The organism is Chryseobacterium polytrichastri (assembly GCF_900142445.1).
Taxonomy (GTDB): Bacteria; Bacteroidota; Bacteroidia; order Flavobacteriales; family Weeksellaceae; genus Chryseobacterium; species Chryseobacterium polytrichastri.
The window spans coordinates 1-25,977 of sequence record NZ_FRAV01000013.1; the positions used below are offsets into that span (position 1 = coordinate 1).

Consider the following 25,977-nt stretch of genomic DNA (forward strand, 5'->3'; position numbering starts at 1 on the left):
AAGGAATATTGGTAAATACAGAGCAAGAGCAAAACCAATAGTTCCTAAAAATCAACGAAATAGCTTATGAAATACACTAACTTAATGACATTGGGCTAAAGCCCACTCCTATTGATATAACACGCTATAGAATTGTGACATTTGTGAAAACATTCGTGTTATTTATGTTTAAAATTCAGATCAAAAACTTCACATTTCACGATTCACAATCCACAAATAATCAATCTCAACATTTATATTTCTGAAACAGAACTTTTTAATTGGAAATATCAAAATAAAACATATATTATAAACCGACAAATTTTAGTAAATTTGCCAACTTAATTAATCAACGATATTGAGATATTACAATGAGCCAATTTAAAGAATACAAAAACCTCAACCTTATTGATGTAGCAGACAATGTAGCGGAATTTTGGAAACAAAATAAAACTTTCAATAAGAGTGTTGAGATTCGTGAGGGGCAACCTGAGTTTGTTTTTTATGAAGGTCCGCCTTCAGCAAACGGTATGCCCGGAATTCACCATGTTATGGCTAGAGCATTAAAGGATATTTTCTGTCGTTATCAAACCCAAAACGGAAAACAGGTTTTCCGTAAGGCGGGTTGGGATACACACGGACTTCCTGTAGAGCTTGGCGTAGAAAAAGAATTAGGAATCACTAAAGAAGATATTGGCAAAAAAATTTCTATTGAAGATTACAACAAGGCATGTCGTGAAGCAGTAATGCGTTACACGGATGTTTGGAATACCCTTACCGAGAAAATTGGATATTGGGTAGACCTTAATGATCCTTATATCACCTATAAGCCAAAATACATGGAAACTGTTTGGTGGTTGTTGAAGCAATTGTACAACAAAGATTTATTGTACAAAGGATACACCATCCAGCCTTATTCTCCAAAAGCAGGAACTGGACTTTCTTCACACGAAGTGAATCAGCCCGGAGCTTATCGTGATGTGTCTGACACAACAATTGTTGCACAATTCAAGACACTTCCTGAGACATTACCTTCGTTTTTACAAGGTTTTGGAGATGTACATTTCTTAGCTTGGACAACAACTCCTTGGACGTTGCCTTCTAACACAGCTTTAACTGTCGGACCAAAAATCGATTATGTTTTAGTTAAAACTTTCAATCAATATACTTTTGAGCCTATTAACGTTGTTTTGGCTAAAGCTTTGGTTGGAAAACAATTTGCAAAGAAATTCAACGAAGGAACAGATGAAGATTTTGCAAATTACACTTCAGAAAGTAAAATCCTTCCTTTCAAAATTTTAGCAGAATTCAAAGGTTCTGATTTGGTTGGAATTAAATATGAGCAATTATTATCTTACGCTTTACCTTACCAAAATCCGGAAAATGCTTTCAGAGTAATTTCAGGAGATTTCGTTACCACAGAAGATGGAACAGGTATCGTTCACACAGCTCCTACTTTTGGTGCTGATGATGCGAAAGTAGCGAAAGAAGCTAAACCTGAGATTCCGCCAATGTTGGTGTTAAACGAAAACGGAAATCCGGTTCCTTTGGTAGATTTACAAGGGAAATTTACGGCTCACATGGGAGATTTTGCCGGTAAATATGTTAAAAACGAATATTATGATGCAGGAACAGCACCTGAAAAGTCTGTTGATGTTGAAATTGCGATTCGTTTAAAAGAAGAAAATAAAGCTTTTAAAGTTGAAAAATATGTTCACAGTTACCCACACAGTTGGAGAACTGAGGAGCCTCTTTTATATTACCCATTGGATTCTTGGTTTGTAAAAATGACTGCTGTAAAAGACAGATTGGTTAATTTAAACAAGGAAATCAACTGGAAACCAAAATCAACCGGAGAAGGGCGTTTCGGTAATTGGTTAGAAAATGTAAACGACTGGAATCTTTCCCGTTCAAGATATTGGGGAATCCCATTGCCAATCTGGAGAACTGAAGATCTGAAAGAAGAGATCATCATCGGTTCTGTAGAAGAGCTATACAACGAGATCGAAAAATCCATCGAAGCAGGATTGATGACAGAAAATCCGTTCAAAGGTTTTGAGATCGGAAATATGTCTGAAGAAAATTATTCTTTGGTTGATTTACACAAAAACATCGTTGATAAAATTATCTTGATTTCAGAATCAGGAAAAGCAATGAACCGTGAAAGCGACTTGATCGACGTTTGGTTTGATTCAGGTTCGATGCCTTATGCGCAGTTGCACTATCCTTTTGAAAACAAAGAATTAATTGACAATAATAAAGCATTCCCTGCAGATTTCATCGCGGAAGGTGTTGACCAGACTCGTGGTTGGTTCTACACGCTTCATGCAATCGGAACAGCAGTTTTTGATTCAGTTGCTTATAAAAATGTAATGAGCAACGGACTTGTTTTGGATAAAAACGGTCTCAAAATGTCAAAATCTAAAGGAAATGGAGTTGATCCGTTTGAAACGCTTTCCAATTACGGACCAGATGCTACGCGTTGGTACATGGTTTCGAATGCGAATCCTTGGGAGAATTTGAAGTTTGATGTAGAAGGAATTGATGAAGTAAGAAGAAAATTCTTCGGTACATTATACAACACCTATTCATTCTTTGCATTGTATGCGAATGTTGACGGATTCAAGTATTCTGAAAAAGAAGTTGAAAACAGACCAGAAATCGACAGATGGATTTTATCTGAATTAAACCTATTAATAAAAGAAGTAAAAGCATTCTACGAAGATTACGAACCTACAAGAGTTGCAAGAGCAATCAACACTTTTGTGAACGATAACCTGAGTAACTGGTACGTAAGATTGTGTAGAAGACGTTTCTGGAAAGGAGATTACTCGGAAGATAAAATCTCTGCTTACCAGACTTTATATACTTGTTTGGAAACTATTGCTAAATTATCTGCACCAATCGCTCCGTTCTTTATGGATCAATTGTATCAGGATTTAAATAAAGTAACCGGAAAAGAAAGCTTCGAATCCATTCACTTGACAGATTTCCCTGTTGCTAATGAAAGTTTGATCGATCAGGATTTGGTTGAAAAAACGCATTTAGCACAAACAGTTACAAGCTTAGTATTGTCAATAAGACGTGCAGAAAGCTTAAAAGTAAGACAGCCACTTCAAAGAGTATTAATTCCTGTGTTAGATAAGAAAGCAGAAGAGCAAATCTTAGCTGTTGCAGAATTAATTAAACAAGAAGTTAATGTTAAAGAATTGCAATTAATCAATGCAGAAGAAGCATCTCACTTAATTGTAAAACAAATAAAGCCAAACTTTAAAACCTTAGGTTCGAGACTTGGAAAAGATATGAAAGTAGTTGGAGGAGAGATCGCCAACCTTACTGCCGAGCAAATTTCAGGTTTAGAAAAAGAAGGAAAAATAGACGTTCAAGGTTACGAAATTACGCTGGCGGATGTTGAAATTTCAACAAAAGACATCCCGGGATGGACAGTAACTTCTGACGGGAAAATAACTGTGGCATTAGATTTGACGCTAACAGATGAGTTAAAATCTGAAGGGATTGCAAGAGAATTTATCAACAGAGTTCAAAACCTTAGAAAAGAGCAGAATTTTGAATTAACTGATAAGATAAAGATCTTCGTGGAAGAGAATTCACCTTTCTTGAATGATATTCAGAAAAATGAAGAATATATTTCATCCGAGGTCTTGTCAAATAAAATAGAAATTGTATCTTCACTTTCAAATTTTAACGAAATCGAAATAGATGAGGTTAAATTTAAGATAAATGTTGAAAAAAATTAATATATAGTTATTGTTTTTCAAATCCCATTTCATAATTTTATTAAAAAAGAGAAAAGAACATGTCAGACGAAAGAGTAAGATATAATGATTCTGATTTACAAGAATTTAAAGCAATCATTAAAGAGAAAATAGAGAAAGCAGAAAAAGATTTGCAGCTCATCAGAGAAAGCTTCATCAACGACCAGAATAATGGGACGGATGATACTTCTCCAACATTCAAAGCATTTGAAGAGGGAGCTGAGACGCTAAGCAAGGAGCAAAATTCTATTTTGGCAGGAAGACAAGAAAAATTCGTGCGCGATCTTAAGAATGCTTTAATCAGAATTGAGAACAAAACGTACGGTGTTTGCAGAGTAACAGGAAAGCTGATTCCTAAAGAAAGATTATTAGCTGTTCCTCATGCTACATTAAGCATCGAAGCGAAAAATATGCAGAAATAACCGTAAGGTTTGTAAAATAAATTTGGGTTTATATCGTATTTCATGAAATACTTTATAAACCTAATTTTTAATTTATATCCATGAACGAATTGTTAATTTTAGGGGTCATTCTTATTGTCGTGTTAGGGTTTTTCAACAGAGTTTGGATCAAAAACAAATTCTTTCCTGAGAAACATACCAACTATACAATTGATGATCAATTTAATTCAGATAAACGCGACAGGGAAAAAGAAATTGACCACCTTTTAAGCAAAATGGGTAAAAACGGAGTCAATGATTTGTCTGCTAAAGACAGAAGAAGGTTAGACGAATTGTCTAAAAAGTAAAAATTTAAATAAAATAAAGATGGAGTCTATAATAGTACACACTAAAAATGCAATGGAATTGAATGCGCTGAAAAGTGTTTTAAAAGATATGAACATCGAGTTCGAGAAATTCCATACCAAGATGCACCACAACACTAAGACGATTAAAAAAGTGATTGGTAAGAAAAATGAGAAAATAGGGAAACCTTATAAACCAAAAGGATTGTAATGAAAAAGATTGCATTTATCACCTTTCTTATTTTATTAATTGATCAGGCTTCAAAAATCTATATTAAAACTCATTTCAATCTAGATGATAGTGTTACCGTTTTACCGGGCTTCAAACTTACTTTTGTAGAAAATCCGGGAATGGCTTATGGCCTTCATTTCGGAGGAGTTATAGGTAAATACTTCCTTGTTATTTTAAGAATATTCTTAATAGGAGGAATGGTGTATATGTTCAAAAAGTGGTTACAACAAGGAGCCTCCAACTATCTTATTATCCCAATGGCTATCATTTTTGCGGGTGCCATAGGTAATCTTATCGACGGAATGTTTTATGGATTACTTTTCGATAGCGGAACAATATATGATCCTAGTATAGACCGATGGATTGGGTATGGCGGAGTTTCTAAGCTTGTGCCGATTGGACAAGGTTATTCCACATTTATGAGAGGATGTGTGGTTGATATGCTTCACTTCCCTTTGGTAGACTGGAACGTTCCTGAGAGTTTTCCAATAATCGGAGGAAAACATATTGAGTTCTTCAAATACATTTTCAATGTTGCGGATTCTGCAATCACCGTTGGAGCTGTTTTATTATTAGTTTTCAGAAAAAAGGCATTTCCCAATGGCCTTGAATTCTAAAAAGAATTACACAAGATGAATAAAATAATCAAAACGATATTTAAAATATTCCTGCTTCTTATTGTTGCAGGATTTATTTTTATTGCCTGGGCAAACTATAGCATCAAAAAAGAAAGTGATGCATTTGTATCCTATACTGTTGCTGATGTTCCCGAAACAAAAACAGCTTTACTTTTAGGAACAAGTAAAACCTTAAGCAACGGACTTCCCAATGCGTATTTCTACAACAGAATACAAGCCGCAATAGACCTTTATAAAAGTGGTAAAATCAAATACATCATTGTAAGCGGAGATAATAGCACGAAAGATTATAATGAACCTGAAGATATGCTATTAGCCTTAATGAAATATGGAATTCCACAAGACCATATTTTTCTAGATCATGCAGGTTTCAGAACCCTTGATTCCATTGTAAGGGCTAAAGAAATCTTCGGACAGACAAAACTGGTTATTATTTCACAAAAATTCCACAATGAAAGAGCTGTGTTTTTAGCCAAAAAAAACGGAATTGAAGCATATGGCTACAATGCTAAAGATGTTAATAAATACGCTGGTTTTAAAACTAATATGCGTGAATACCTCGCTAAAGCAAAAGCTTACTGGGATCTTCTTTTGGGAGTTGAACCAAAATTTGGAGGAGAGAAGATTTTGATTCCTTAATTTTTTTATTTTTTTCCACAGATTACACAAATTTTCACAGATGATGTGTTTACGTAAGATTTAAGTTTTGGCTAAAGCCAATAGATTATTCGTTTATGTAAGCGGACTAAAGTCCGCTCCTATTGATATTTTCCAAGTCTAAATAAATATCTGTGTAGATCTGTGAAACCTGCGGGAGAAATCCATAAATTTGCAATTCATTAATTTTTATAAATAATTTAAACAAATGTCAAGAATTCTTACCGGCATACAAGCCACCGGAACACCACACCTTGGAAACTTGTTGGGTGCAATTATTCCTGCTGTTGAGCTATCAAAACAGGAAGGAAATGAATCATTTTTATTCATCGCGAATCTGCATTCATTAACGCAGATCAAAGACGCGAAAGAATTGAAACAAAACACCTACGAAATAGCTGCGGCTTGGCTTGCTTGTGGACTAGATACCGAAAAAACATTCTTTTACAGACAGAGTGATATCCCTGAAACCTGTGAACTATCTTGGCATTTATCATGTTTTTTTCCTTATCAGAGACTAACGTTAGCGCATTCATTTAAAGATAAAGCAGACAGATTGCAGGATGTAAATGCAGGTTTGTTTACGTACCCAATTTTAATGGCTGCTGATATTTTATTGTATGATGCTGAAATTGTACCTGTTGGAAAAGATCAGCTTCAACATTTAGAAATTGCTCGTGATGTAGCTTCAAGATTCAATAATCAGATGGGTGAAGTTTTCGTTTTGCCTCAATCTGAACTTCAGGAAGACACAAAATATGTTCCCGGACTTGACGGACACAAAATGTCTAAATCAAGAGGAAACATTATCAATATTTTCTTACCTGAAAAAGAGTTGAAGAAACAGGTGATGAGCATTGAATCTGACTCAAAATCTTTGGAAGAACCTAAAGATCCGGAAACAGATAAAACATTTGCGATCTATCAACTGATTGCAACACCTGAACAGACTGAAGAATTAAGAGCTAAATATTTAGCTGGAAATTTTGGTTACGGACATGCTAAAATGGAGCTTTTCAATTTAATTATGACTCGTTTTACCAAAGAAAGAGAATTGTTTAGCTATTACATGAGCAATCTTAATGAACTAGAGGCTAAACTTCAGGAAGGTGCGCAAAAGACGAGAGTGATTGCCACTGAAACCATCAAAAGAGTAAGAGAAAGTTTAGGAATTTAATTCAAACTTTTAAAATATAAGAAAGCCTTTCATTGTGAAAGGCTTTTGTTTTTTGTCATTCTAATTTTTCGAAAGAATAAAACAATGCATTCCCTCTTCAAACCCATACACAATATCTAATCTAGGATATTGTTTTATGATTGTCTTAATGATGGAAAGTCCCAATCCTGTAGATCCGTGATCTGAACCTTGTTTATAAAAACGATTAAATATCTGAGATTGATCCAAAGGAATTCCGGAACCTGTATTTTGAAATATCAGCTTTTCTTTTTCGGTGATAATATTGATGACTCCATTTTGATTATTATACTTTACCGCATTTTTAAGCAAATTAGACAAAAGAATATTAGCCAAATCGGGATCAAAAGCAGCTTCAAAAACTTCTTTTTCTACAACATTGATGTTGATCTTTTTATATTCAACAAAATCTTCATAGCTTTTCACTAAATCATTAATCAATATATTAAAATTGACATTGGATATTTTATTAAACTGATTATTTTCAATCTTAGAAAGCATTAACAAAGATTTATTTAATCCCGCCATTCTTCTGAGATCATTTTTAACATCATTCAAAAAGTTGAGGTTTTTCTTATCCAGTTCGCCATTCTGAATTGAAAGATCAATTTTATTAATCACAATTGCCAATGGCGTTTGTAATTCGTGAGACGCATTTTCGATAAACTGTTTCTGCTGATGAAAAACAAGTTCATTACGTTCGATCATTTCATTAATCTCAATATTCAACTCTTCGAATTCTTTTATAGAATAATTTTGAGGTTCATTAAAAGTAGAAACACCAAACTGATATTTTTTAAGCTTATCAAGAATTAAATAAAACGGTCTCATGGCTTTATGGAGCAAAAATCCGTTAACGGCAATAATACTTACGACCAATAATAGATATAAAACAACTAAAGCAGTTGTAAGGTCATAAACCAATTCATCCTCTTCTACCGTAGACGTTCTGATGGTCAATTGCTGATGTTTTCCAAATTGATCTATAAAATCGGTTTTAAGAACTCGGTAGGGCTGTTCTTCATCATCATATTCCATATAATACATTTTATTATACAGCCTGTTCTTATCTTTATAGTCAGATGCCGAGATTGGATTTATTTTAAATTCATTAAAGCCAAACTCGTTATTCTTTAACAGGTTTTCATCAAAATAAACGGCCTTAATAATTTGTATTTTCCTGTTTTTTAAACCATCATCTACATTATCATATACTTCATCTAAAATATAAGCGTAAAACAAGGCAGCCCAAACAGCAATGATCAATAACAAGATCGTGATGAGATACTTTATGGTGTAATATTTTAGAGAAACTTTCATTAAATAAATTTATAACCAATTCCGTAAACAGCCTGAAAATCAGCTTTTGAATTGAGTGTTTTTAATTTTTTACGAAGATTTTTAATTTGAGAATAAATAAAATCCAGACTGTCTGCCTGATCGATGTAATCTCCCCAAATTGCTTCTGCAAGCATTGTCTTTTGCAACGTCTTTTCCGGGTTTATCACAAAATAGTAGAGGAGATCGTATTCTTTACGATTAAGGATCAATTCATTATCATCAATTTTCACAACCCTGCTTTCCGGATCAATATGAATGTTTTTATAGCTAATGGTATTTTCACCATCCTGATTTTTTCGTCTGATGACAGATTTAATTCTTGCCATCAATTCCGCCAGGTGAAAAGGCTTGGCGAGATAATCGTCTGCACCGATTTCTAATCCGTTCACTTTATCATCTACAGAATCTTTCGCAGATAGAATAATTACGGGATCTTTTTTATGTATTGCTTTAATTTCCTTCAGAAGATCCATTCCATTTCCGTCCGGCAGCATAATATCCAAAAGAATACAGTCATATTCATAAGAGATGATCTTTTCTAACCCTGATTGATAATCATCAGCATATTCAACAATAAAATGCTCTGCTTCAAGAAAACTTTGCACTACATTTCTTAATTCCGGTTCATCTTCTATAATTAAAATCTTCATATCTGCATTTTTTAATACATCTTAAGTTCAATCAAATATATAAAATTAAAACCTCCTGAAGGCAGGAGGCTCGTGTATGCATTTAAGAATTTGTTTTTATATACTTTCCCTTTGCATCAAAAATAAGACTTGACCCGTTCATCAAATTAATCTTGTATGCATTGTATTTCTCTTCAATAGAAGCAATCCAGCTTCCAGCGTGATTTCTTGTAATATAGCTTAGAATGCTTTTTCTAATCGCTTTACCTGTCATTATGTTCCAATTTACCATATTCTTTATTTTTGTTGTTAGTGTGTGATTTTTGTGATTAGTCGTCAATTCGTTTAAAGTTTCCGTTCTTATCAAATTCCAGATCTATTCCATTAGAAAGTTTAGCTTCATAAGACCACCTTTTTCTTTCTATTTTGACAATGTAAGTATTGGGAAAACTCTTAGCAACATAATTTTTTATCGCTGCAGGGATGAAACCATAAGGAACTTTCTGATGTTTACCATCTACTTCTTTCCAGCTTCCTTTGCTGTCGAATTCAACTTTTATCCCGTTTGTTAAAAGAATTTTATATTCATCAACTCCGAAAATCTCATTGTCTTCAATAACAGAACTTGTTGCAATTCCTTTAAAATTAACGAACAGAAAATTCTTAGCAGTTTTTGGTAATTGATTAGCGCTTATCACTCGGTCTTGTCCATAAACAAAGCCCATCATTAATAAAAGCACTAACGCCAACACCACTGTTATTTTATTTCTTTTTTCCATAATTAATTGTTGTTTGTTAATTATTATGGAACAAAGATGTATATCAAATTAGGAAAGAATTAGGAAAAAATGAAAATGAAGAAAAAATATGAAAAATTATATTTGGTGCTTTTTTCTTGACATACTAAGGGTATCCTTGTCAAGATTTTGAACCTTGACAAGGATAAAATTATTAACTAAAAAACTTTATAAAAAATCTTTAATCTGTAAAAGGTGTGTGATTGATTTTAAGCCTTCTTCCTGCTTATTCTCTTTGTAAACATCAAAGAAAATAACATCAATGCCAAAGTTTTGAGATCCTACAACATCGGCAATCCAATCATCTCCTATCAAAATACTTTCTTCTTTTTGAGCATTTGATAAGCTTAAAGAATATTCGAAAATTTCAGGATTGGGCTTTCTAACGCCTACAGAATCGGCACTTGTAATGGTATGGAAATAATGGGCAATACCAGACAGAATACATTTTCTTTCTGTTACTTCTTTAAAGCCATTAGAGATTATATGCAGCGTGTAATGTTTAGATTTTAAGTATTCCAGGATTTCTTCTGCCCCTTCTACCAATTCATTATGATTAAGAATTTTATCTAAAAAATGCTCTTCAAAATATAGAGAAAGTTCTTTATTTTCTACTCCAAAATGTTTGAACGTATCATAAAAACGGTGCTCTCTCAAGTATTCTTTTCCAATGAGCCCGTCTCTTATATCTTCCCACAATTTTTCGTTGATCTCATGATAAACTGCGTGAAAATCTTCAAAATCAATATTATATTGTAAAGAGATTTCTTTTGTTTCAAAAAGCGTTTTGATGGTAAGATAAGCGTTCTTACGATGATCCCAAAGCGTATTATCAAGATCAAAAAAAATGTGCTGAATTTTCATACAGCACAAAATTAATACTTTTAATTTTTAGAGATCGGATAATTCTTACTCTTAGTTTTAACTACATCAATATTTTTAGAAAAATTGAGCAAAAAATCGATAATTTCTTTCTTAGGTTTCAAAGCTTTCACTTTTAAGGAATCATTTTTTTTCATAGGCGATAAATGTTTTTCCTTAAAACGAGAATTTTTAAGAATTATTATCTCGTTAATATGATATTATTCTCATCCATGATTTTTCTCAGGTTTATTAACGCATAACGCACTCTTCCTAAGGTAGTATTGATACTCATATCAGTATGATCTGCAATTTCCTTAAAGCTTAGCCCGTCAAAGAATCTAAGTTTAATTACCTCCTGCTGATTAAGGGGTAAAAATTGCAACATTCTTAGTAAATCTTCCTGAATTTGATTGGTTACCAATTGATCTTCAATATTCTCAGAGGGCTCTCTGATAAGGTCAAAAATAGAATACTCATCCGTTTCGAAAGTAGTTTCTGAAACTTTGATGTTTTTTGATTTTAATCTGAAATGGTCTATAATAAGATTGTAGGCAATTCTTTTTGCCCAAAGGATGAATTTTCCTTCTTCGTTGTAACGGCCTTCTTTTAGCATTAAGATAATTTTCATGAAAGTATCCTGAAAAACATCATTGGCCAAGTCCTCATCATTAATTTTGTAAAAAATGAATGTAAAAAGCTCTCTCTGGTGACGGTGAATAAGCGTTGATAATGCTGATTCGTCTCCTTTCTGGTAAAGGGAAATTAGTAAACTATCCGATTTTGATTTCATAACTCTTCTCAATAATAAAAAAATTTGTAGACAGACTTTCCTCTAGATAATTAATCTAGCCTTAGCTGTAAATACAAAACAGTTCTTTGGAGTAAAGTAGAATCAATAGGCGGTACATTATTTATTGGTGTAAATATAATAATTTTTTAATAACTGTTAACCTATTATTAATTTTTTACAAGAAAAATTTAAAAAAAATCACTTAAACATGTCATGAATGAATACAGTAGGGATATTTAATGTAAAATTAACATTCAGACCTTTCATTTCTTTACCGTTTAAATTACTAATTGGGAAGGCGTAACCACCCGTAAGATCTAAAATTCCGAAAAGTGTAACTCCAATTTTTGGAGCAACGTATTTATTTGTTCCTTCTGCCCCAATAATAAAATAATAAGAATGATAAAAATCTACATCTTTTTGAAAATTTAATAAGACGTCTGCCTGTAGTTTCGGCATTATGGCAAATTCAGAATGGGTAGAGCCCATCAATGCAGAAGCTCCCAGTCTATAAATAACGTCATCATTTTTCAGGAAAAGCAACTTCCCTCCCACTTCTCCAAAACTCTGGTTTTGGTACGTATATCCTACCGTAAGCATCTTATGCATCGTATATTGAGCTTTGGCAAAAATGCTTAGAAAGAATGCGGACAGAATGGTTATTGCAACTCGGAAATTCATCATCTTTAAATTATTTAAGTGTAAAATTAAAAAAAACTGCCTTACCTGAAAGATAAAGCAGTAATTTATTATGTTGAGAAAAAAATTAAATTCCGAAAGAAGCTTTAATTTCGTCTACTTTGTCTAGTTTTTCCCAAGTAAAGAATTCCAGCCCTGTAAGCGTTAATTCGTTCTTGTGACCTTTATTGAAAGTTTTATCAGCTACATAATGCTCTCTTCCCATGTGTCCGTAAGAAGCAGTATCCTGATAGATAGGGTTTCTCAATTTTAAGTTTTGCTCAATAGCATAAGGTCTTAAATCAAAAATTGTAGATATTTTTTTAGCAATTTCACCATCGTTGATCGCTACTTTTGAAGTTCCGTAAGTATTGATGTATAAACCACAAGGTTCAGCAACACCAATCGCGTAAGAAACCTGTACCAAAACTTCGTCAGCAACACCTGCAGCCACTAAGTTTTTAGCGATGTGTCTTGTTGCATAAGCAGCACTTCTATCTACTTTTGAAGGATCTTTTCCAGAGAATGCACCACCACCGTGAGCACCTTTACCACCGTAAGTATCAACGATGATTTTTCTTCCTGTAAGACCTGTATCTCCGTGAGGTCCTCCGATTACGAATTTCCCTGTTGGATTGATATGATATTTGATCTGATCATTAAATAACGCTTTAATTTCCTCAGTCTGTAAAGCGACTACTCTAGGAATTAAAATATTTTTAATGTCTTCACGAATCTTGTTCAACATTTCTTCTTCAGCTGCAAAATCATCATGCTGAGTAGAAACTACAATAGAATCAATTCTTACTGGTTTGTGATCATCAGAATATTCAATTGTAACTTGGCTTTTTGCATCCGGACGAAGATAAACGATATCTTTATTTTCTCTTCTGATAGCAGAAAGCTCTTTCAAAATAGTGTGGGCTAAATCTAATGCCAAAGGCATATAATTCGCTGTTTCATTGGTAGCATACCCAAACATCATTCCTTGGTCTCCTGCTCCTTGTGCATTTGCCTTAGCTTCGAAAGACTCGTCATTTACAGCTCTGTCAACACCTTGGTTAATGTCCGGAGATTGTTCGTGAATTGCAGAAATAACTCCACAAGAATCACCATTAAACATGTATTCTCCTTTTGTATATCCAATTCCGTTGATAACCTCTCTTGCAATAGTCTGTACATCTAAATAGGCATCAGACTTTACTTCACCTGCTAACACTACCTGCCCTGTTGTAACAAGAGTTTCACAAGCTACTTTTGAGCTCTTATCGTATGCTAAAAAATGATCGATTAACGCATCAGAGATCTGATCGGCAATTTTATCTGGATGCCCTTCTGAAACTGATTCAGACGTAAATAAATAAGACATATTATTCTGTATTTTTAGATTAAAAAAAATGAAGAAAAACCTGAATAATTGCCAGAAAAGCTCAAAATAGAAATACTGTTTTAGCTTTTTTTTATAGAGGTTGCAATCAGGTCAAATTTTTCCTCGTTCGTAAACGTTGACAAATTTAAGTACTATTTTTTTAATACTCAAAACTTTTGTTTACTAATTATAATTTTCTTTAAATTAATGATTTATCAATATTAAAAAAATTAAACTATTGTGGTTTTATACTTACGAATTCCTTTGGGCTTTCGTTATAATTTAGTTTGTTTTTTAAAGAAACTCTGATAGAATTAGATAATTCATCAATAATCTTTTGCTTAAAAGTAGGCTTATAATAAATGATGCTTATCTCTCTGTAAGGGAAAGGTTTCTTAAACCTGAACACATTTTCTTTTTGCTCTTCAGAAAGTTGGCTTAATGCTAATTCTGGTAAAATACTGATTCCACCCACTTTATCTACCATATGTACCAAAGTCTGAATATTAGACGCCAAGAAATCTAAATTCTTAGGTTTCAACGTATTCTCTTTTAGGTGACAGATATTTTCAAATTGGTTTCTTAGGCAGTTTCCTTCCTCAAGCAACCAAACTTTTTCAACATTAAGATCTTCAGGAACAACGTAAGAATTTTTCTTATTAGCCTCAGTATTTGAACTGTAGATCATCAATTCTTCATTAAATAAGAAGTCCTGATAAAATTCGTCAGCCGTATCATAAGGAGTTGAAATAATTCCTGCATCCAATTCTCCTGCTTTTAAAGCTTTAATAATACTATCAGTGGTCATTTCTTTTACATTCATCTGAATTTTCGGATTCTCTTCCAAGAATGCAAAAATCTCAGTAGGTAGAATGAAAGATGATACCGTAGGAATGATTCCTAAATTGATGGTTCCTCCTAAGATATTATTTAAAAGGTTAGCTTTATTCCTCAATTCATTGACGGACTCTATAATTACCTTTGCCTGATCAATGATCTGAAGCCCAACATCCGTAGTACGAATCGGGTGGGTAGTTCTATCAAAAACCTTTACATCCAGTTCATCCTCAAATTTCTGTATCATTGCACTCAATGTAGGCTGTGTAATGAAGCAAGCTTGAGCTGCTTTTCCAAAGTGTTTATACTTATCTACAGCGATAAGATATTCCAATTGCTGAATGTTCATCTGATTAATATTATCTATTACAAAGATATGATGTTTTTGCGATTAGCAATTAAAAATTCCTGTAATTTTGATAATTAGTACCTTTACATAATAGTATATAAACCGTAAATTAATCATTCAAATCATAACTATATGGATTCTAAAAAATTAACATTAAGCAGCGGTGCTCCATATTTTGAGCATCAAGATTCTCAGACCGTGGGTCCAAGAGGTCCCGTATTATTACAGGATTTTATACTTCAGGAAAACTTAGCGCATTTTGTAAGAGAAAGAATCCCTGAAAGAATTGTTCACGCAAAAGGAAGTGGTGCTTATGGAACATTAACCATAACACATGATATTAGTAAATATACCAAAGCAAAAATATTTTCACAAGTTGGAAATTCATGCAGAATGTTCGCCCGTTTCTCTACCGTAGGTGGCGAAAAAGGAAGTGCAGATACCGCAAGAGACCCTAGAGGATTTGCTTTGAAATTTTATACAGAAGACGGAAATTGGGACCTTGTTGGAAACAACACTCCTGTATTCTTTATCAAGGATGCTAAAAAATTTCCAGATTTCATTCATACCCAAAAAAGAGTTCCTAAAACCAACTTAAAGAGCGCAACAATGATGTGGGATTTTTGGAGTTTAAACCCGGAGTCACTTCATCAGGTTTTAATTTTGATGTCAGACAGAGGAACTCCTTACGGATTCAGACACATGCATGGTTTTGGGTCTCATACCTTTTCAATGATCAATGCCAATAACGAAAGAGTTTGGGTGAAATTTCATTTTAAAACAAAACAGGGAGTTAAAAACTTCACCAATGAAGATGCCGTGAAAATGGCAGGAGAAAACCCCGATTTCGCTCAGGAAGATCTTTGCAACGCTATTGATAGTGGAGATTTCCCAAAATGGACAATGTACATCCAGGTAATGACAGAAGAGCAGGCAAAAGATTTCAGATGGAATCCTTTTGACATTACTAAAGTTTGGTTCCAAGGAGATTTCCCTTTGATTGAAGTGGGCGAAATGGAATTGAATGAAGTTCCTGTAAATTATTTCGCACACGTAGAACAATCTACTTTCTCGCCAAGTAATTTAATTGACGGAATTAGTTTCTCTCCCGATAAAATGCTTCAAGGAAGATTATTCTCTTATCCTGATGCTCACCGATACAGAGTTGGCGTAAATGCACACCAATTGGAAGTTAACCGTTGCCCTTTTGCCGTTAACAACTATCAAAGAGACGGTTATATGGCAGATTCTAGTCAATATCAAGACAAACCAAATTATCATCCTAACAGTTTTGATGATATTAAGGCAGATTCAGCTTATAAAAATTTCGAATATGAGCTAGACAGCAACCACGTTGCCAGCTACAACAGAAACGAAAATGATGATGACCACTACACTCAACCAGGGTTATTATATACAAAAGCAATGAACACTGAAGACAGAGAACATCTAATTCATAATATCATTGAAAGTATGAAGGGAATTGATGGTCCAAAGAGAGATGAAATCATAAATAGACAATTATGTCATTTTTTTAGAGCAAATATTGAACTTGGCATGAAAGTAGCATCACAACTAAATGTTAATATAGATGCAAATATGATAAATCATTCCAAATAAACATATTTGAATAATAATTTCAATTTAAAGGAAAAAAAAATAGTATTTTTTCCTTTTTTTTGTAAAAAATTTATAATTTGCAAAAAGTAATATTTAAAGTGGAAAAATGAGTTACGAAAACATATTATTAACGAAAGAAGATAAATTATCAATAATCACGATTAACAGACCTGAAAGTTTAAATGCTTTAAACGCGAAGACAATTAAGGAAATCAGTTCTGCAATAAACGAACTTAATAATGATCATTCATGCAGAGTAATCATTATTACAGGAAGTGGAGAAAAATCTTTCGTTGCTGGCGCTGATATTAAAGAATTCAGTGATTTCGGACAAGAAAAAGCAGAAGAATTAGCCAGAAATGGTCAAAACTTTCTTTTTAATACAATAGAAAACTTATCTAAACCTGTTATAGCAGCCGTAAACGGATTTGCATTAGGAGGTGGTTTAGAGCTTGCCATGGCATGCCACATCAGATACGCATCGGAAAATGCTAAATTGGGTCTTCCAGAAGTTACCTTAGGATTAATTCCTGGTTACGGAGGAACGCAAAGGCTTCCAAAGCTTGTAGGAAAAGGTATTGCCAATGAAATGATCTTTTCAGCCAAAATGATCCCAGCTCAGAGAGCTAAAGAAATCGGGTTGGTGAATGAAGTATATCCTATTGAAGAATTAATAACCAAAACAAAAGAACTAGCAAATGTAATTGCCAACAACTCACCAATGGCAATATCAAAGGCAATACATGCCGTAAACTTATCTGATACAGATAAAGGTTTCGAAGCTGAGATTAAATATTTCGGGGAGCTTTTTGAACTTGACGATAAGAAAGAAGGAGTTTCTGCTTTTATTGAAAAAAGAAAGCCTAACTTCTAAGAAAATTAATCCAATTATTTCGAAAAAAAACAATGAAGCTGTATGAATAAGTTTGATAAAGCTTATCTAAAAATGGCCCTCGAGTGGGCAAACCTTTCCTACTGCAAACGAAAACAAGTAGGAGCTCTTATCGTAAAAGATAGGATGATTATTTCAGATGGTTACAACGGCACTCCTTCGGGATTTGAAAACTGCTGTGAAGATGAAGGCGGAAAAACACACTGGTATGTACTGCATGCAGAAGCTAACGCAATATTAAAGTTAGCCTCTTCTACACAATCTGCAAAAGGCGCAACGTTATATTTAACGTTATCACCTTGCAAAGAATGTAGCAAACTTATTCTACAGGCAGGAATTTCCAGACTTGTGTATATTAATGAATATTCGGACGATGATGGGATATCGTTCTTGAGGAACCATAACATTGAAATAGAACAAATATCGGACTGTGAACTAAAAAAATAAGCACAAACATGACTTGGGATGAAAAAATTAAGGATTTTGAAATATTTCTTCGATTTGAAAGAAATTTTTCAGAAAACACTCTCGACGCGTACGTTCGGGACATTAAAAAACTAAGAGAATATGCAGTAGAAGATCTGGAAAATGTCGGTCCGGGCTCTATAGGGTATGAAAATCTACAAGAATACATCTTCAACCTTTCGAAGCAAAAATTCAGCGAAAGATCACAAGCAAGATGGATATCTTCTATAAAAGCATTCTTCAAATTTTTACTTGAAGATGAGTTTCGTGAAGACAATCCGGCAGCTTTGCTTGAAGGTCCTAAGTTAGGATTATATTTGCCTGACACTTTAAGCCTTCCCGATATCAATAAAATTATCGGCGCTATAGAAGTATCATCAGATCTTGGAAAGAGAAACCAGTGTATCATTGAGGTATTATACGGATGTGGACTCCGCGTTTCAGAACTTATTGACCTGAAAATTTCAAACATTAACTTCATAGAAAATTATATCAAAGTGAATGGAAAGGGAAACAAAACCCGTTTCGTTCCGTTGGCAAATTACACTGCTGATTTGCTGAAAAACTATATTGAAGAAACACGTTCGAAAAATAAAATCAATAAAAAGTACGAAGACTCTTTATTTCTGAACAGCAGAGGTACCTCTATGTCCAGAGTAATCGTATTCTTAATTATAAAAGAACTTACCGATAAAGCGGGTGTAAGCAAGAAAATATCTCCACATACGTTTAGACATTCTTTTGCGACCCATTTATTACAAAACGGTGCAGATCTACGTTATATACAGGAAATGCTAGGACATTCAAGCATTACCACAACAGAGATCTATACCCACTTAAAAACTGAAGAACTTCGCGATGTGATATTAACCTATCACCCGAGAAATAGTAATATTGCGCAATGAAACTATTGAAATATTGCCCAAGCTGCGGCAAAGAAACTCTACATTGGGACGGCGAAAAGAAATGGAGCTGCCCAAATTGTGATTTCAGACTCTATAACAACGTTGCCGGCGCAGTTGCCGTAGTAATAAGATATGGTGATGAAGTTTACCTTACCAGAAGAAATCAAGAGCCTAAAAAAGGAAAACTAGATTTAGCCGGAGGTTTTGTAGACCCAAAAGAAAGCGCAGAAGAAACTTGTAAAAGAGAGCTTTTTGAGGAACTTCAGCTTGACATCAATATTTCAAACTTAAAATATGTAACGAGTCTTCCAAACATCTATCAATACAAAGAAATTGATTATAATACAATTGATTTATTTTATGAATATACCGTTTCGGAGAAATTTGAAGTGAATATTGAATTATCTGAGATCTCAGAGACCCAATGGATTCCTTTAGATAAAATCAACCTCGATGATATCGCTTTTGATTCTCAGAGAATATTTTTTGAACAGTATTTAAAGAATATTTAAAAGCAAAAACGTCTCCAGACTTGGAGACGTTTTTTTTATGTTAATACGATTTATTCTTAAGCATTTCTTCAAAGTAATTAGACAATAGCTTTCTTTGTGCTTCAGTTAAATTGGCCTCTTTGTGATAAACAATATATCCAGGCAAAGGCATTAGTTTATTTTGCACCGTCTCAGCAGCTCTCGTCAGCATACTTTCTTTCAGTTCTTTATTATAAGTACCCCAAATAGAAAAATTAAGACGTTCTCTACCATCATTAACGTGGCTCTTTACAGACCACGAAACAGGTGCTATAAAAGCATACTTGGGATATACTGTTTCATTAGAGTGACAATCATAGCAAGCCCCTTTTATCAATTCACGAATCTTTTCCGGGGTATTCTTTGCCTCAACAAAATTCACAGCATGATCTACAGGTTTATTAACTCTATCGATTGGAATAAACTGGATTATAGCAAAAGTTACTAATGTCCAAAACACAATTTTTTTTGCGGTCTTCATAATTTTCTTACTTCACTGGAGTTAAAATAGCATCTCCTGATTTCAACTCACGATTATTTGCATCTTGTTTTACAGGTTTATCCTTATTTTCATTCGGAACCGCCGTTTTAGAAGGTGTAGAAATTTTAGGGCTGTCTAACGTTCTGGTATCTTTTAAATCCCAGGTTTCATTAGTATCCCAGAGCGGCCTTATAAGAGCAACTTTATAATAGACATAAGAATCTTCAGCAAAAACCTCATTGAGGAAGTCTGATTCATCCCAATATTTATTGTCATTATTATCTACCAATATCCTTACGATATATTCAGCAGGCTTCAGTATAGCAAATTTTATTTCGTCTCCTTTTGTATATTTTTGATAAATAACCTTTTCTGATGGATCTAATAACTGAATCCAATAGTTGGAGGTAGGAGCATTTTCTAATTTAAATGTCAGGCTACCATAATTCTCCGGTTTATCAGCTTCAAAATCGAAACGTTTTGATTCCGAAGTTTTAGCGTAGAAAGAAGAAACCGTAGTCTTAGGAACCGTTAATTGATATTTTTTCCCGACAATAAAATCTGATTTTATTAATATCTGATACGGATTCGTCTCAGAAATCTGAGCTGTAAAATCCTGAGTGGTTAAACTATCACTTTTTAACACCCACTTTTCAGGGTTTATTTTATCTATGATATAATTTGAGGTGATCTTGAAATCAGTTTTCGGAGGTAACATTCCACCTCCATTATCACTATTGATCTCCATAGTACTCTTCGCATTGTATTTATAAAACAGCGAGGCATTATAAAGCGTATCCTTTTTCTGGTCGGCATTATACCCAAACTTTAAATTCTCCGTTGCGGTTTGCCCAACATCACTTTTCACCGCATCAAACCAAACTCTTACGGTATCAGATTTTGGAGTATGAGTAATTTTGTAATCTTTAATTTTTTCGCTCAAAGGCTTAACTTTCACTTCACTAGGATGGCCTTCAAATGCCATCATCACTCCTCCCGGCATTTCTTTCATCTCAACATATTTCAATGCTTTTTTAGAAGGATAAACTTTTAAATTCAATCCTGAAATAGACTTTTCTACATCTATAACCTCCTTCTTAAAACCAACCTTTTCCTTTCCGGGATCATACATTGAGTTTCCGTTTTCATCTTCAAAAGCAATAATCTTATATTTTCCTGGTGACAGATAATTCAGTTCATAATAACCATCAGCATCTACTTTAGTGATGTAGTAAGGTTTTTGCTTATAGTTAATGGTATCTTTTACCTGATACAAACCAACAACCAGTTTATTTTCGGTCCCGGAAGCTTGCTTTTTGATAGCTAATGCATCTTTTACTTCACCACTGATATACAGATCATCTAATTTATCTCCTGTAGAAAAAGCAAAATTGAAATAACGCAGAATATTCGCTTCGTTATTATCAACAATTGAGTTTCCGAAATTGAAATTATATGTTGTATTGGCTTTTAAAGTATCCGTCCACTGGATCAAAATAAATTTATTGGCAATATTTGAAGGTAAAATCCGCTTGATATTTTTAATGGGTGGAGAAATAATTAAGTTTTTATTGATGTCTTTCAACGTAATGTATTCATCAAAATCAAGACGCAGTTCGCGAATATCTCTTTTAACATTAATTCTTGTTGTATCAATATTTGAGCTTAAAAATTTAGGTGCTAAAGAATCTTTAGGTCCACCAACCGGCGAGCCTACCCTTGCACACGACTGCACAAGAAAACCTATAATAAATAATAGAAGAAGTCTTTTCATGAATATGTTTAAGCAAAAGTAAACATTATTCTGGAACATCCTGCCCGCCATTTAAAGAATCTTTATTGTCATTCATGATGCTGTGAAGCTTATCTTTCTGTACCGGGAAATCTTCAAACAAACCTGATAAAGCAAGGGCTGTATATACTTTGTTTGAATATTTATTTCCAATAGCAACAATGGTCACTTTTGATTTTAATAAATGCGCAAAAACAGAGTTTGTTCCGTGCCACCAACCATTGTGATAGGTTAACTTTTCACCGTTATCAAAAATTTTCATTCTGAACCCGAGTCCATAATTATTCATTCCCGCTTTCTCATTGCTGTGAGGAGCAAAAACCATTTCCATCAATTCAGGCTTTAAGAACTCTTTTGAAAACATTGCTTTTGAGAAATTATAAAGGTCTCTTGGCGTTGTATATACATTTTTATCGCCATAAATAAGATCCAGCCTATCTAAAGGATATAGCTTATTTCCGTTATAAAAAGATTGTGATGCTGTAGGAATATCTTTTTCCTGAAAGATATAGGTATTATTCATTTTCAATGGTGTAAAAACCATTTCTTTCATAGCTTGTGGAAAAGGTGTTTTTGTAACTTTCTCTATCAACAAAGCCAGCAATGCAAAATTGGTATTACAATACATGAAACCTGTGTCTGTATCTCTTGCTAAATCAGGCTTGTATTTAATAATCATATCCAATACATCCTGATTCGTAATATAAGGTTTAGAAAGCTCTGGCGCTGCTTGTGGAATTTTAGTAATAAAATACTCATACTTCGGAAGCCCGCTTCTTTGGTCTAATAAAGTCTGAACCGTTACATTCGGATAAGGAAATCCTGGAAAAAACTGAGTTAAATGATCCGAAAATTTTATTTTCCCAGCTTCTATTAACTTCATCATTGCCATTGCAGTTAATGTTTTAGAAACTGAAGCTACATGCAAAGGTGTATTTTTATCAATTGGCATTTGCCCTCCTGCTCTTCCGAAACCTCTGTAGTTTTCATAAATGATATCATCGCCTTTGGCCACTAATATTCCGCCGCTTAGATCGCTCGCTTCCCAAACTTTTTTATAATACTGATCGATATAACGAACAAGAGAAGCTTTGTTAGGAAGCTGCCCGTCGCCTTTTGTGAAAACATTAGCCAAATCTACACTTCCATAATTAGGAAGGTTGGTGGTGTTTTCAGTGACAGATTCTTTGGATTCGGATTTTTTTTTACAAGAAAAAATTAGTAAAAAAACGGATAAAACAAGGACAAAATTACGCTTCTTCATGAGTTTCAAAAATGAGCGGGCAATTTAATAAAACTCAAAATAAATATTGAAGTCTTGTTACATATTATGAATTATTTAACATAAACAGGAGCAAAATCGGGAAATTGTAAAATGATAACTTTCTTTATAGATGCTTTGACTTCGCTAAGCATGACATTCCTAATACTACCCGTTTACTTTTAACAGAATAGTTATAGCGACATCATGCTGAGCAAAGTTGAAGTACCTCAACGAGATTTATTTAAACAAACTGAGCAACAATCTTATCAACGATAACCTGCGCCAGTTTCTCTTTACTCTGATGCGTCCAACCTGCGATATGAGGCGTAACGATTACTTTTTCAGAACTTAAAAGATATTGTAACTCTTCATTTTCTGTTTCAATATTTTCGAAAGAAGACTTTTCATATTCCAAAACATCAAGACATGCTCCTTTTACCTTTCCAGATTTCAACGCTTCAACTAAAGCTCTCGTTTCTATGTTTTTTCCTCTCGCTGTATTTACGAAATAGAAATCATTTTTCATATCAGAAAGGAATGGTCCGTCAACTAAATAATATGACAAATCTGTCAAAGGAATATGCAAACTTAAAACCTCCGCTTTTTCTTTTAATTCTGCCAAAGAAACCTGTGTTGCATATTCATCAGAAAGATCTGGTAGAATATCATGGAATATCACTTTACAGCCAAAACCGGAAAGTCTTTTCGCCGTAGCTTTCCCCATATTTCCATAACCGATAAGTCCAACTGTTTTTCCTAATAATTCATCACCTCGGTTTTCTTCACGCAACCAAATTCCGTTCTTCACTTCCTGGGAAGCAATGAAAAGTCGGTTCATTAAGATCAACAACATTCCAACAACATGTTCTGCAACAGAATCTCTGTTTCCTTCAGGAGAATTGATCAATTGAATCCCCAATTTTTCAGCAACAGGAATATCTATATTCTCCATCCCCGCTCCTACTCTTGCAATGAATTTCAGATTTTTCCCTTTCTCCAAAAAGTTTTGGTCTAAAGGAATTCGGCTTCTGATAATCACTCCGTTGTAATTTTCAATCTTAGCACAAACCTCATCATAAGACGAAGAAAAATCTTCTTCCAATGTGAAATTTTTCGCTAAAAGCTGTTCAGTAATTAAAGGATGGTTTTTATCTAAAAGTAGTATTTTCATAATTCTTAAACACAAATGGCACAAATTATTTTCACAAATGACACCAATTTACAATGTGCCATTGATCACTCTTTTTACTCCATTTTTAAAATGTAGAGTATTGAAGTTTATTAGCATACCTAGCTTGCAATTGCTTAAACGGAGATAGGTAAGGATTTGTGCTAAATGTACATCATTCAAAGATTCAACAGATTTTATTTCTAAAACAAATTTACTTTCAATTAATAAATCTAATCTATATCCTATATCTAGCTTCACTTCGTTATAAACCAAAGGCATCGGCTTTTGTTTTTCTACAAACAGACCACTTTTATTAAGCTCATAAAACATACATTCTTCGTATGCACTTTCTAAAAGTCCAGGACCTAAAACCTTATGAACTAAGTAGCCTGTTTCATAGACAATTCGTGATATATCATTTTCTGAAATATCTGTTTTCATATATTTTTCATCTTAAAAATAAACACAAATCATTTGTGGGAATTTGTGTTTACTAGTTGTGTTTTTTATTTTTAAACACTATTCACAAATATGTTCACGAATAACACTAAACTATTTGTGAAAATTTGTGAAAGACATTTGTGTTATTTGCGTTTTAACTCGGCTCTTGGAATAACTTCTTCAGCTCCACAGATTCCAATGGTTTCATTCTTCCTGAAAGAATTAATGACAATTCTTTTCTACGGAATGCAGCAGCAAATCTTTCTTTTTCCTCTTCCGTTTCGGGAACCATTTCAGGAATTGGAATTGGGCGATTAAACTCATCTACAGCAACGAAAGTGTAAATTCCAGCATTGCTATGCGTTTTCTTTTGAGTGATTGGATCATCCAACCAAACATCCACATACACTTCCATAGAAGTTGAAAATGCTCTTGAAACTTTAGACTCTAAAATCACAATTCCTCCTTCCGGAATCGGGTGATGAAAAGAAACATGATTCACAGAAGCCGTAACCACTCTTCTTTCACAATGTCTTGCTGCAGAAATAGACGCACAACGGTCCATCTTTGCTAGTAATTCACCTCCAAAAAGATTTCTTAAAGAATTGGTTTCGTTAGGAAGTACGATATTAGTCATGATGGTCAGAGATTCTGACGCTTTTTTTATTTTTGCCATGTAGCCTTAGTCTTGTTTGGGGTTGTTGGAATTTGAACAGCTTTTACAACAGGTTTTACGATTGAATCTTTTTTCAACGTTTTCACAGAATCTGCCATCTTCATCTTGGTAGAATCTACTTTTACCGTGTCTCTTACCAATACTGATAGTTTTGCATTAACCTTGATTGAGTCTTTTTCTTTCTTAAAAGATTCTTTCCCAAAAAGGAGTTCTTGGTTCGTAAAAGCCAGATAAACGATTCCTAAAATAGGAATAACGATTAAAAAGATCCAAAGAAGTGATTTGCTGAATTTATATTCTTTTCCGGATTTTTCAGAAACAACGGATTTATCTTTTGTTTTAATATCAGAAAATTTAATCTCTTCCAATCCATAAAAATCAGGATGTCCGGATTCTATTCTCTTTCCTTTAAAATGGGTATGGCCTTCTTCAATAAAGACCGTCCCGAGATTCTGAATTTCTAAAGTCTGTTCTGCCTGAAGTTTTTTCTTCCAAAAATCGGTCTGAATTTTTAAGTCACTTTTCGACGCGGCAAAAGACATTTGCTTTTGTTCTGCAATAAAAGCGATTAAATCATCAGATTGAATCTCAAAGTCAGGTGTAAAAGCAATCTGACTTGCCGGAGGAAGGATACTTCCGTTTTCGGAGTTGATAATTGCTTTAGAATTCTCAAGAGAAAATACACCAAAGCTTGGAACTGTAACAGTACCAAATTGTTTCAGATATTCTAAAATGTAAGCTGAAATATTCATTTGATGGCAAATTTATAACTTTTCCATGACTTTTTAGATGATTTATTGACATAAAAAAGACTGCCGAAACAGTCTCTAAAATATAATATTACTTGTTTAAATGTCTTTATTG

General features: G+C 33.7%; 28 protein-coding genes. 12 read left to right on the top strand and 16 right to left on the bottom strand.

Annotation, left to right across the window (positions count from 1 at the left end):
- The first annotated feature begins 350 nt into the window (after nucleotides 1-350).
- From ileS to trpS, 7 genes are all read left to right on the top strand, one after another.
- The gene (gene ileS / locus BUB80_RS09640; protein ID WP_073292726.1) at nucleotides 351-3,737 is read left to right on the top strand and encodes an isoleucine--tRNA ligase; all 3,387 of its coding nucleotides are present in this window, start codon (nucleotides 351-353) and stop codon (nucleotides 3,735-3,737) included.
- 59 nt (nucleotides 3,738-3,796) lie between these two features.
- Entirely contained in the window at nucleotides 3,797-4,177 is a 381-nt protein-coding gene (locus tag BUB80_RS09645) for a TraR/DksA family transcriptional regulator (protein WP_034740299.1), read from the top strand.
- A gap of 80 nt (nucleotides 4,178-4,257) precedes the next feature.
- Complete coding sequence (locus tag BUB80_RS09650; protein WP_073292727.1) at nucleotides 4,258-4,503, top strand: DUF6576 domain-containing protein; 246 nt, start codon at nucleotides 4,258-4,260, stop codon at nucleotides 4,501-4,503.
- 19 nt (nucleotides 4,504-4,522) lie between these two features.
- The gene (locus BUB80_RS09655) at nucleotides 4,523-4,711 is read left to right on the top strand and encodes a DUF2683 family protein (RefSeq protein WP_054512790.1); all 189 of its coding nucleotides are present in this window, start codon (nucleotides 4,523-4,525) and stop codon (nucleotides 4,709-4,711) included.
- A complete protein-coding gene (locus BUB80_RS09660) occupies nucleotides 4,711-5,349 on the top strand; it encodes a lipoprotein signal peptidase (protein WP_073292728.1) in 639 nt (212 codons plus the stop codon). Before BUB80_RS09655 ends, BUB80_RS09660 begins: the two co-directional genes overlap by 1 nt.
- 15 nt (nucleotides 5,350-5,364) lie before the next feature.
- Nucleotides 5,365-6,009: a SanA/YdcF family protein gene (locus tag BUB80_RS09665; protein WP_073292729.1), complete on the top strand. Its 645-nt coding sequence runs from the start codon at nucleotides 5,365-5,367 to the stop codon at nucleotides 6,007-6,009.
- A 226-nt stretch (nucleotides 6,010-6,235) separates the two neighbouring features.
- The gene (trpS, locus tag BUB80_RS09670; protein WP_073292730.1) at nucleotides 6,236-7,204 is read left to right on the top strand and encodes a tryptophan--tRNA ligase; all 969 of its coding nucleotides are present in this window, start codon (nucleotides 6,236-6,238) and stop codon (nucleotides 7,202-7,204) included.
- A 60-nt stretch (nucleotides 7,205-7,264) separates the two neighbouring features.
- On the opposite strand, the gene BUB80_RS09675 is transcribed toward trpS, so the two are convergent.
- The 9 genes from BUB80_RS09675 to BUB80_RS09715 form a co-directional block, all read right to left on the bottom strand.
- Nucleotides 7,265-8,542 carry a sensor histidine kinase gene (locus BUB80_RS09675; RefSeq protein WP_073292731.1) on the bottom strand — a complete coding sequence of 426 codons (1,278 nt, stop codon included), beginning with the start codon at nucleotides 8,540-8,542 and terminating at the stop codon, nucleotides 7,265-7,267.
- Entirely contained in the window at nucleotides 8,542-9,213 is a 672-nt protein-coding gene (locus BUB80_RS09680; protein WP_073292732.1) for a response regulator transcription factor, read from the bottom strand. Before BUB80_RS09680 ends, BUB80_RS09675 begins: the two co-directional genes overlap by 1 nt.
- A gap of 82 nt (nucleotides 9,214-9,295) precedes the next feature.
- Nucleotides 9,296-9,484, bottom strand: a complete 189-nt coding sequence (locus BUB80_RS23375; protein ID WP_139262642.1) for a PepSY-like domain-containing protein — start codon at nucleotides 9,482-9,484, stop codon at nucleotides 9,296-9,298.
- A gap of 37 nt (nucleotides 9,485-9,521) precedes the next feature.
- The gene (locus BUB80_RS09690) at nucleotides 9,522-9,971 is read right to left on the bottom strand and encodes a PepSY-like domain-containing protein (protein ID WP_073292733.1); all 450 of its coding nucleotides are present in this window, start codon (nucleotides 9,969-9,971) and stop codon (nucleotides 9,522-9,524) included.
- Between the two features lie 186 nt (nucleotides 9,972-10,157).
- Entirely contained in the window at nucleotides 10,158-10,853 is a 696-nt protein-coding gene (locus tag BUB80_RS09695) for a YjjG family noncanonical pyrimidine nucleotidase (protein ID WP_073292734.1), read from the bottom strand.
- A 199-nt stretch (nucleotides 10,854-11,052) separates the two neighbouring features.
- Entirely contained in the window at nucleotides 11,053-11,643 is a 591-nt protein-coding gene (locus BUB80_RS09700) for an RNA polymerase sigma factor (RefSeq protein ID WP_073292735.1), read from the bottom strand.
- A 198-nt stretch (nucleotides 11,644-11,841) separates the two neighbouring features.
- Entirely contained in the window at nucleotides 11,842-12,327 is a 486-nt protein-coding gene (locus BUB80_RS09705) for a hypothetical protein (protein ID WP_073292736.1), read from the bottom strand.
- Between the two features lie 82 nt (nucleotides 12,328-12,409).
- Nucleotides 12,410-13,690, bottom strand: a complete 1,281-nt coding sequence (metK, locus tag BUB80_RS09710; RefSeq protein ID WP_073292737.1) for a methionine adenosyltransferase — start codon at nucleotides 13,688-13,690, stop codon at nucleotides 12,410-12,412.
- A gap of 235 nt (nucleotides 13,691-13,925) precedes the next feature.
- Nucleotides 13,926-14,876, bottom strand: coding sequence for a LysR substrate-binding domain-containing protein (locus BUB80_RS09715; RefSeq protein WP_073292738.1), 951 nt, complete (start codon nucleotides 14,874-14,876; stop codon nucleotides 13,926-13,928).
- A gap of 132 nt (nucleotides 14,877-15,008) precedes the next feature.
- Here BUB80_RS09715 and BUB80_RS09720 point away from each other — a divergent pair, with 132 nt between their 5' ends.
- The 5 genes from BUB80_RS09720 (at nucleotide 15,009) to BUB80_RS09740 (ending at nucleotide 19,270) form a co-directional block, all read left to right on the top strand.
- A complete protein-coding gene (locus BUB80_RS09720; RefSeq protein WP_073292739.1) occupies nucleotides 15,009-16,496 on the top strand; it encodes a catalase in 1,488 nt (495 codons plus the stop codon).
- A gap of 106 nt (nucleotides 16,497-16,602) precedes the next feature.
- Nucleotides 16,603-17,370, top strand: a complete 768-nt coding sequence (locus tag BUB80_RS09725; RefSeq protein WP_073292740.1) for an enoyl-CoA hydratase-related protein — start codon at nucleotides 16,603-16,605, stop codon at nucleotides 17,368-17,370.
- Between the two features lie 42 nt (nucleotides 17,371-17,412).
- Nucleotides 17,413-17,835, top strand: coding sequence for a deoxycytidylate deaminase (locus tag BUB80_RS09730; RefSeq protein ID WP_066754482.1), 423 nt, complete (start codon nucleotides 17,413-17,415; stop codon nucleotides 17,833-17,835).
- Nucleotides 17,836-17,843: 8 nt separating this feature from the next.
- Complete coding sequence (xerD, locus tag BUB80_RS09735; RefSeq protein ID WP_073292741.1) at nucleotides 17,844-18,758, top strand: site-specific tyrosine recombinase XerD; 915 nt, start codon at nucleotides 17,844-17,846, stop codon at nucleotides 18,756-18,758.
- Nucleotides 18,755-19,270, top strand: coding sequence for an NUDIX hydrolase (locus tag BUB80_RS09740; RefSeq protein ID WP_073292742.1), 516 nt, complete (start codon nucleotides 18,755-18,757; stop codon nucleotides 19,268-19,270). The genes xerD and BUB80_RS09740 overlap by 4 nt, the downstream gene beginning before the upstream one ends.
- A 40-nt stretch (nucleotides 19,271-19,310) precedes the next feature.
- Here the strand turns inward: BUB80_RS09740 and BUB80_RS09745 are convergent, their stop codons facing one another.
- The 7 genes from BUB80_RS09745 to BUB80_RS09775 form a co-directional block, all read right to left on the bottom strand.
- The gene (locus tag BUB80_RS09745; protein ID WP_073292743.1) at nucleotides 19,311-19,769 is read right to left on the bottom strand and encodes a heme-binding domain-containing protein; all 459 of its coding nucleotides are present in this window, start codon (nucleotides 19,767-19,769) and stop codon (nucleotides 19,311-19,313) included.
- 7 nt (nucleotides 19,770-19,776) lie between these two features.
- Nucleotides 19,777-21,543 (bottom strand): Ig-like domain-containing domain, encoded by a 1,767-nt coding sequence (locus tag BUB80_RS09750; protein ID WP_073292744.1) that lies wholly within the window; start codon nucleotides 21,541-21,543, stop codon nucleotides 19,777-19,779.
- A gap of 25 nt (nucleotides 21,544-21,568) precedes the next feature.
- Entirely contained in the window at nucleotides 21,569-22,825 is a 1,257-nt protein-coding gene (locus BUB80_RS09755; protein WP_073292745.1) for a serine hydrolase domain-containing protein, read from the bottom strand.
- A 241-nt stretch (nucleotides 22,826-23,066) separates the two neighbouring features.
- On the bottom strand, nucleotides 23,067-23,996 hold the full coding sequence (locus BUB80_RS09760; protein WP_073292746.1) for a 2-hydroxyacid dehydrogenase: 930 nt from the start codon (nucleotides 23,994-23,996) through the stop codon (nucleotides 23,067-23,069).
- Between the two features lie 48 nt (nucleotides 23,997-24,044).
- A complete protein-coding gene (locus tag BUB80_RS09765) occupies nucleotides 24,045-24,425 on the bottom strand; it encodes a GxxExxY protein (protein WP_073292823.1) in 381 nt (126 codons plus the stop codon).
- Nucleotides 24,426-24,591: 166 nt separating this feature from the next.
- Entirely contained in the window at nucleotides 24,592-25,113 is a 522-nt protein-coding gene (locus tag BUB80_RS09770; protein ID WP_073292747.1) for an acyl-CoA thioesterase, read from the bottom strand.
- Nucleotides 25,101-25,865: an HU domain-containing protein gene (locus tag BUB80_RS09775; RefSeq protein WP_073292748.1), complete on the bottom strand. Its 765-nt coding sequence runs from the start codon at nucleotides 25,863-25,865 to the stop codon at nucleotides 25,101-25,103. Before BUB80_RS09775 ends, BUB80_RS09770 begins: the two co-directional genes overlap by 13 nt.
- Between the last annotated feature and the right edge of the window lie 112 nt (nucleotides 25,866-25,977).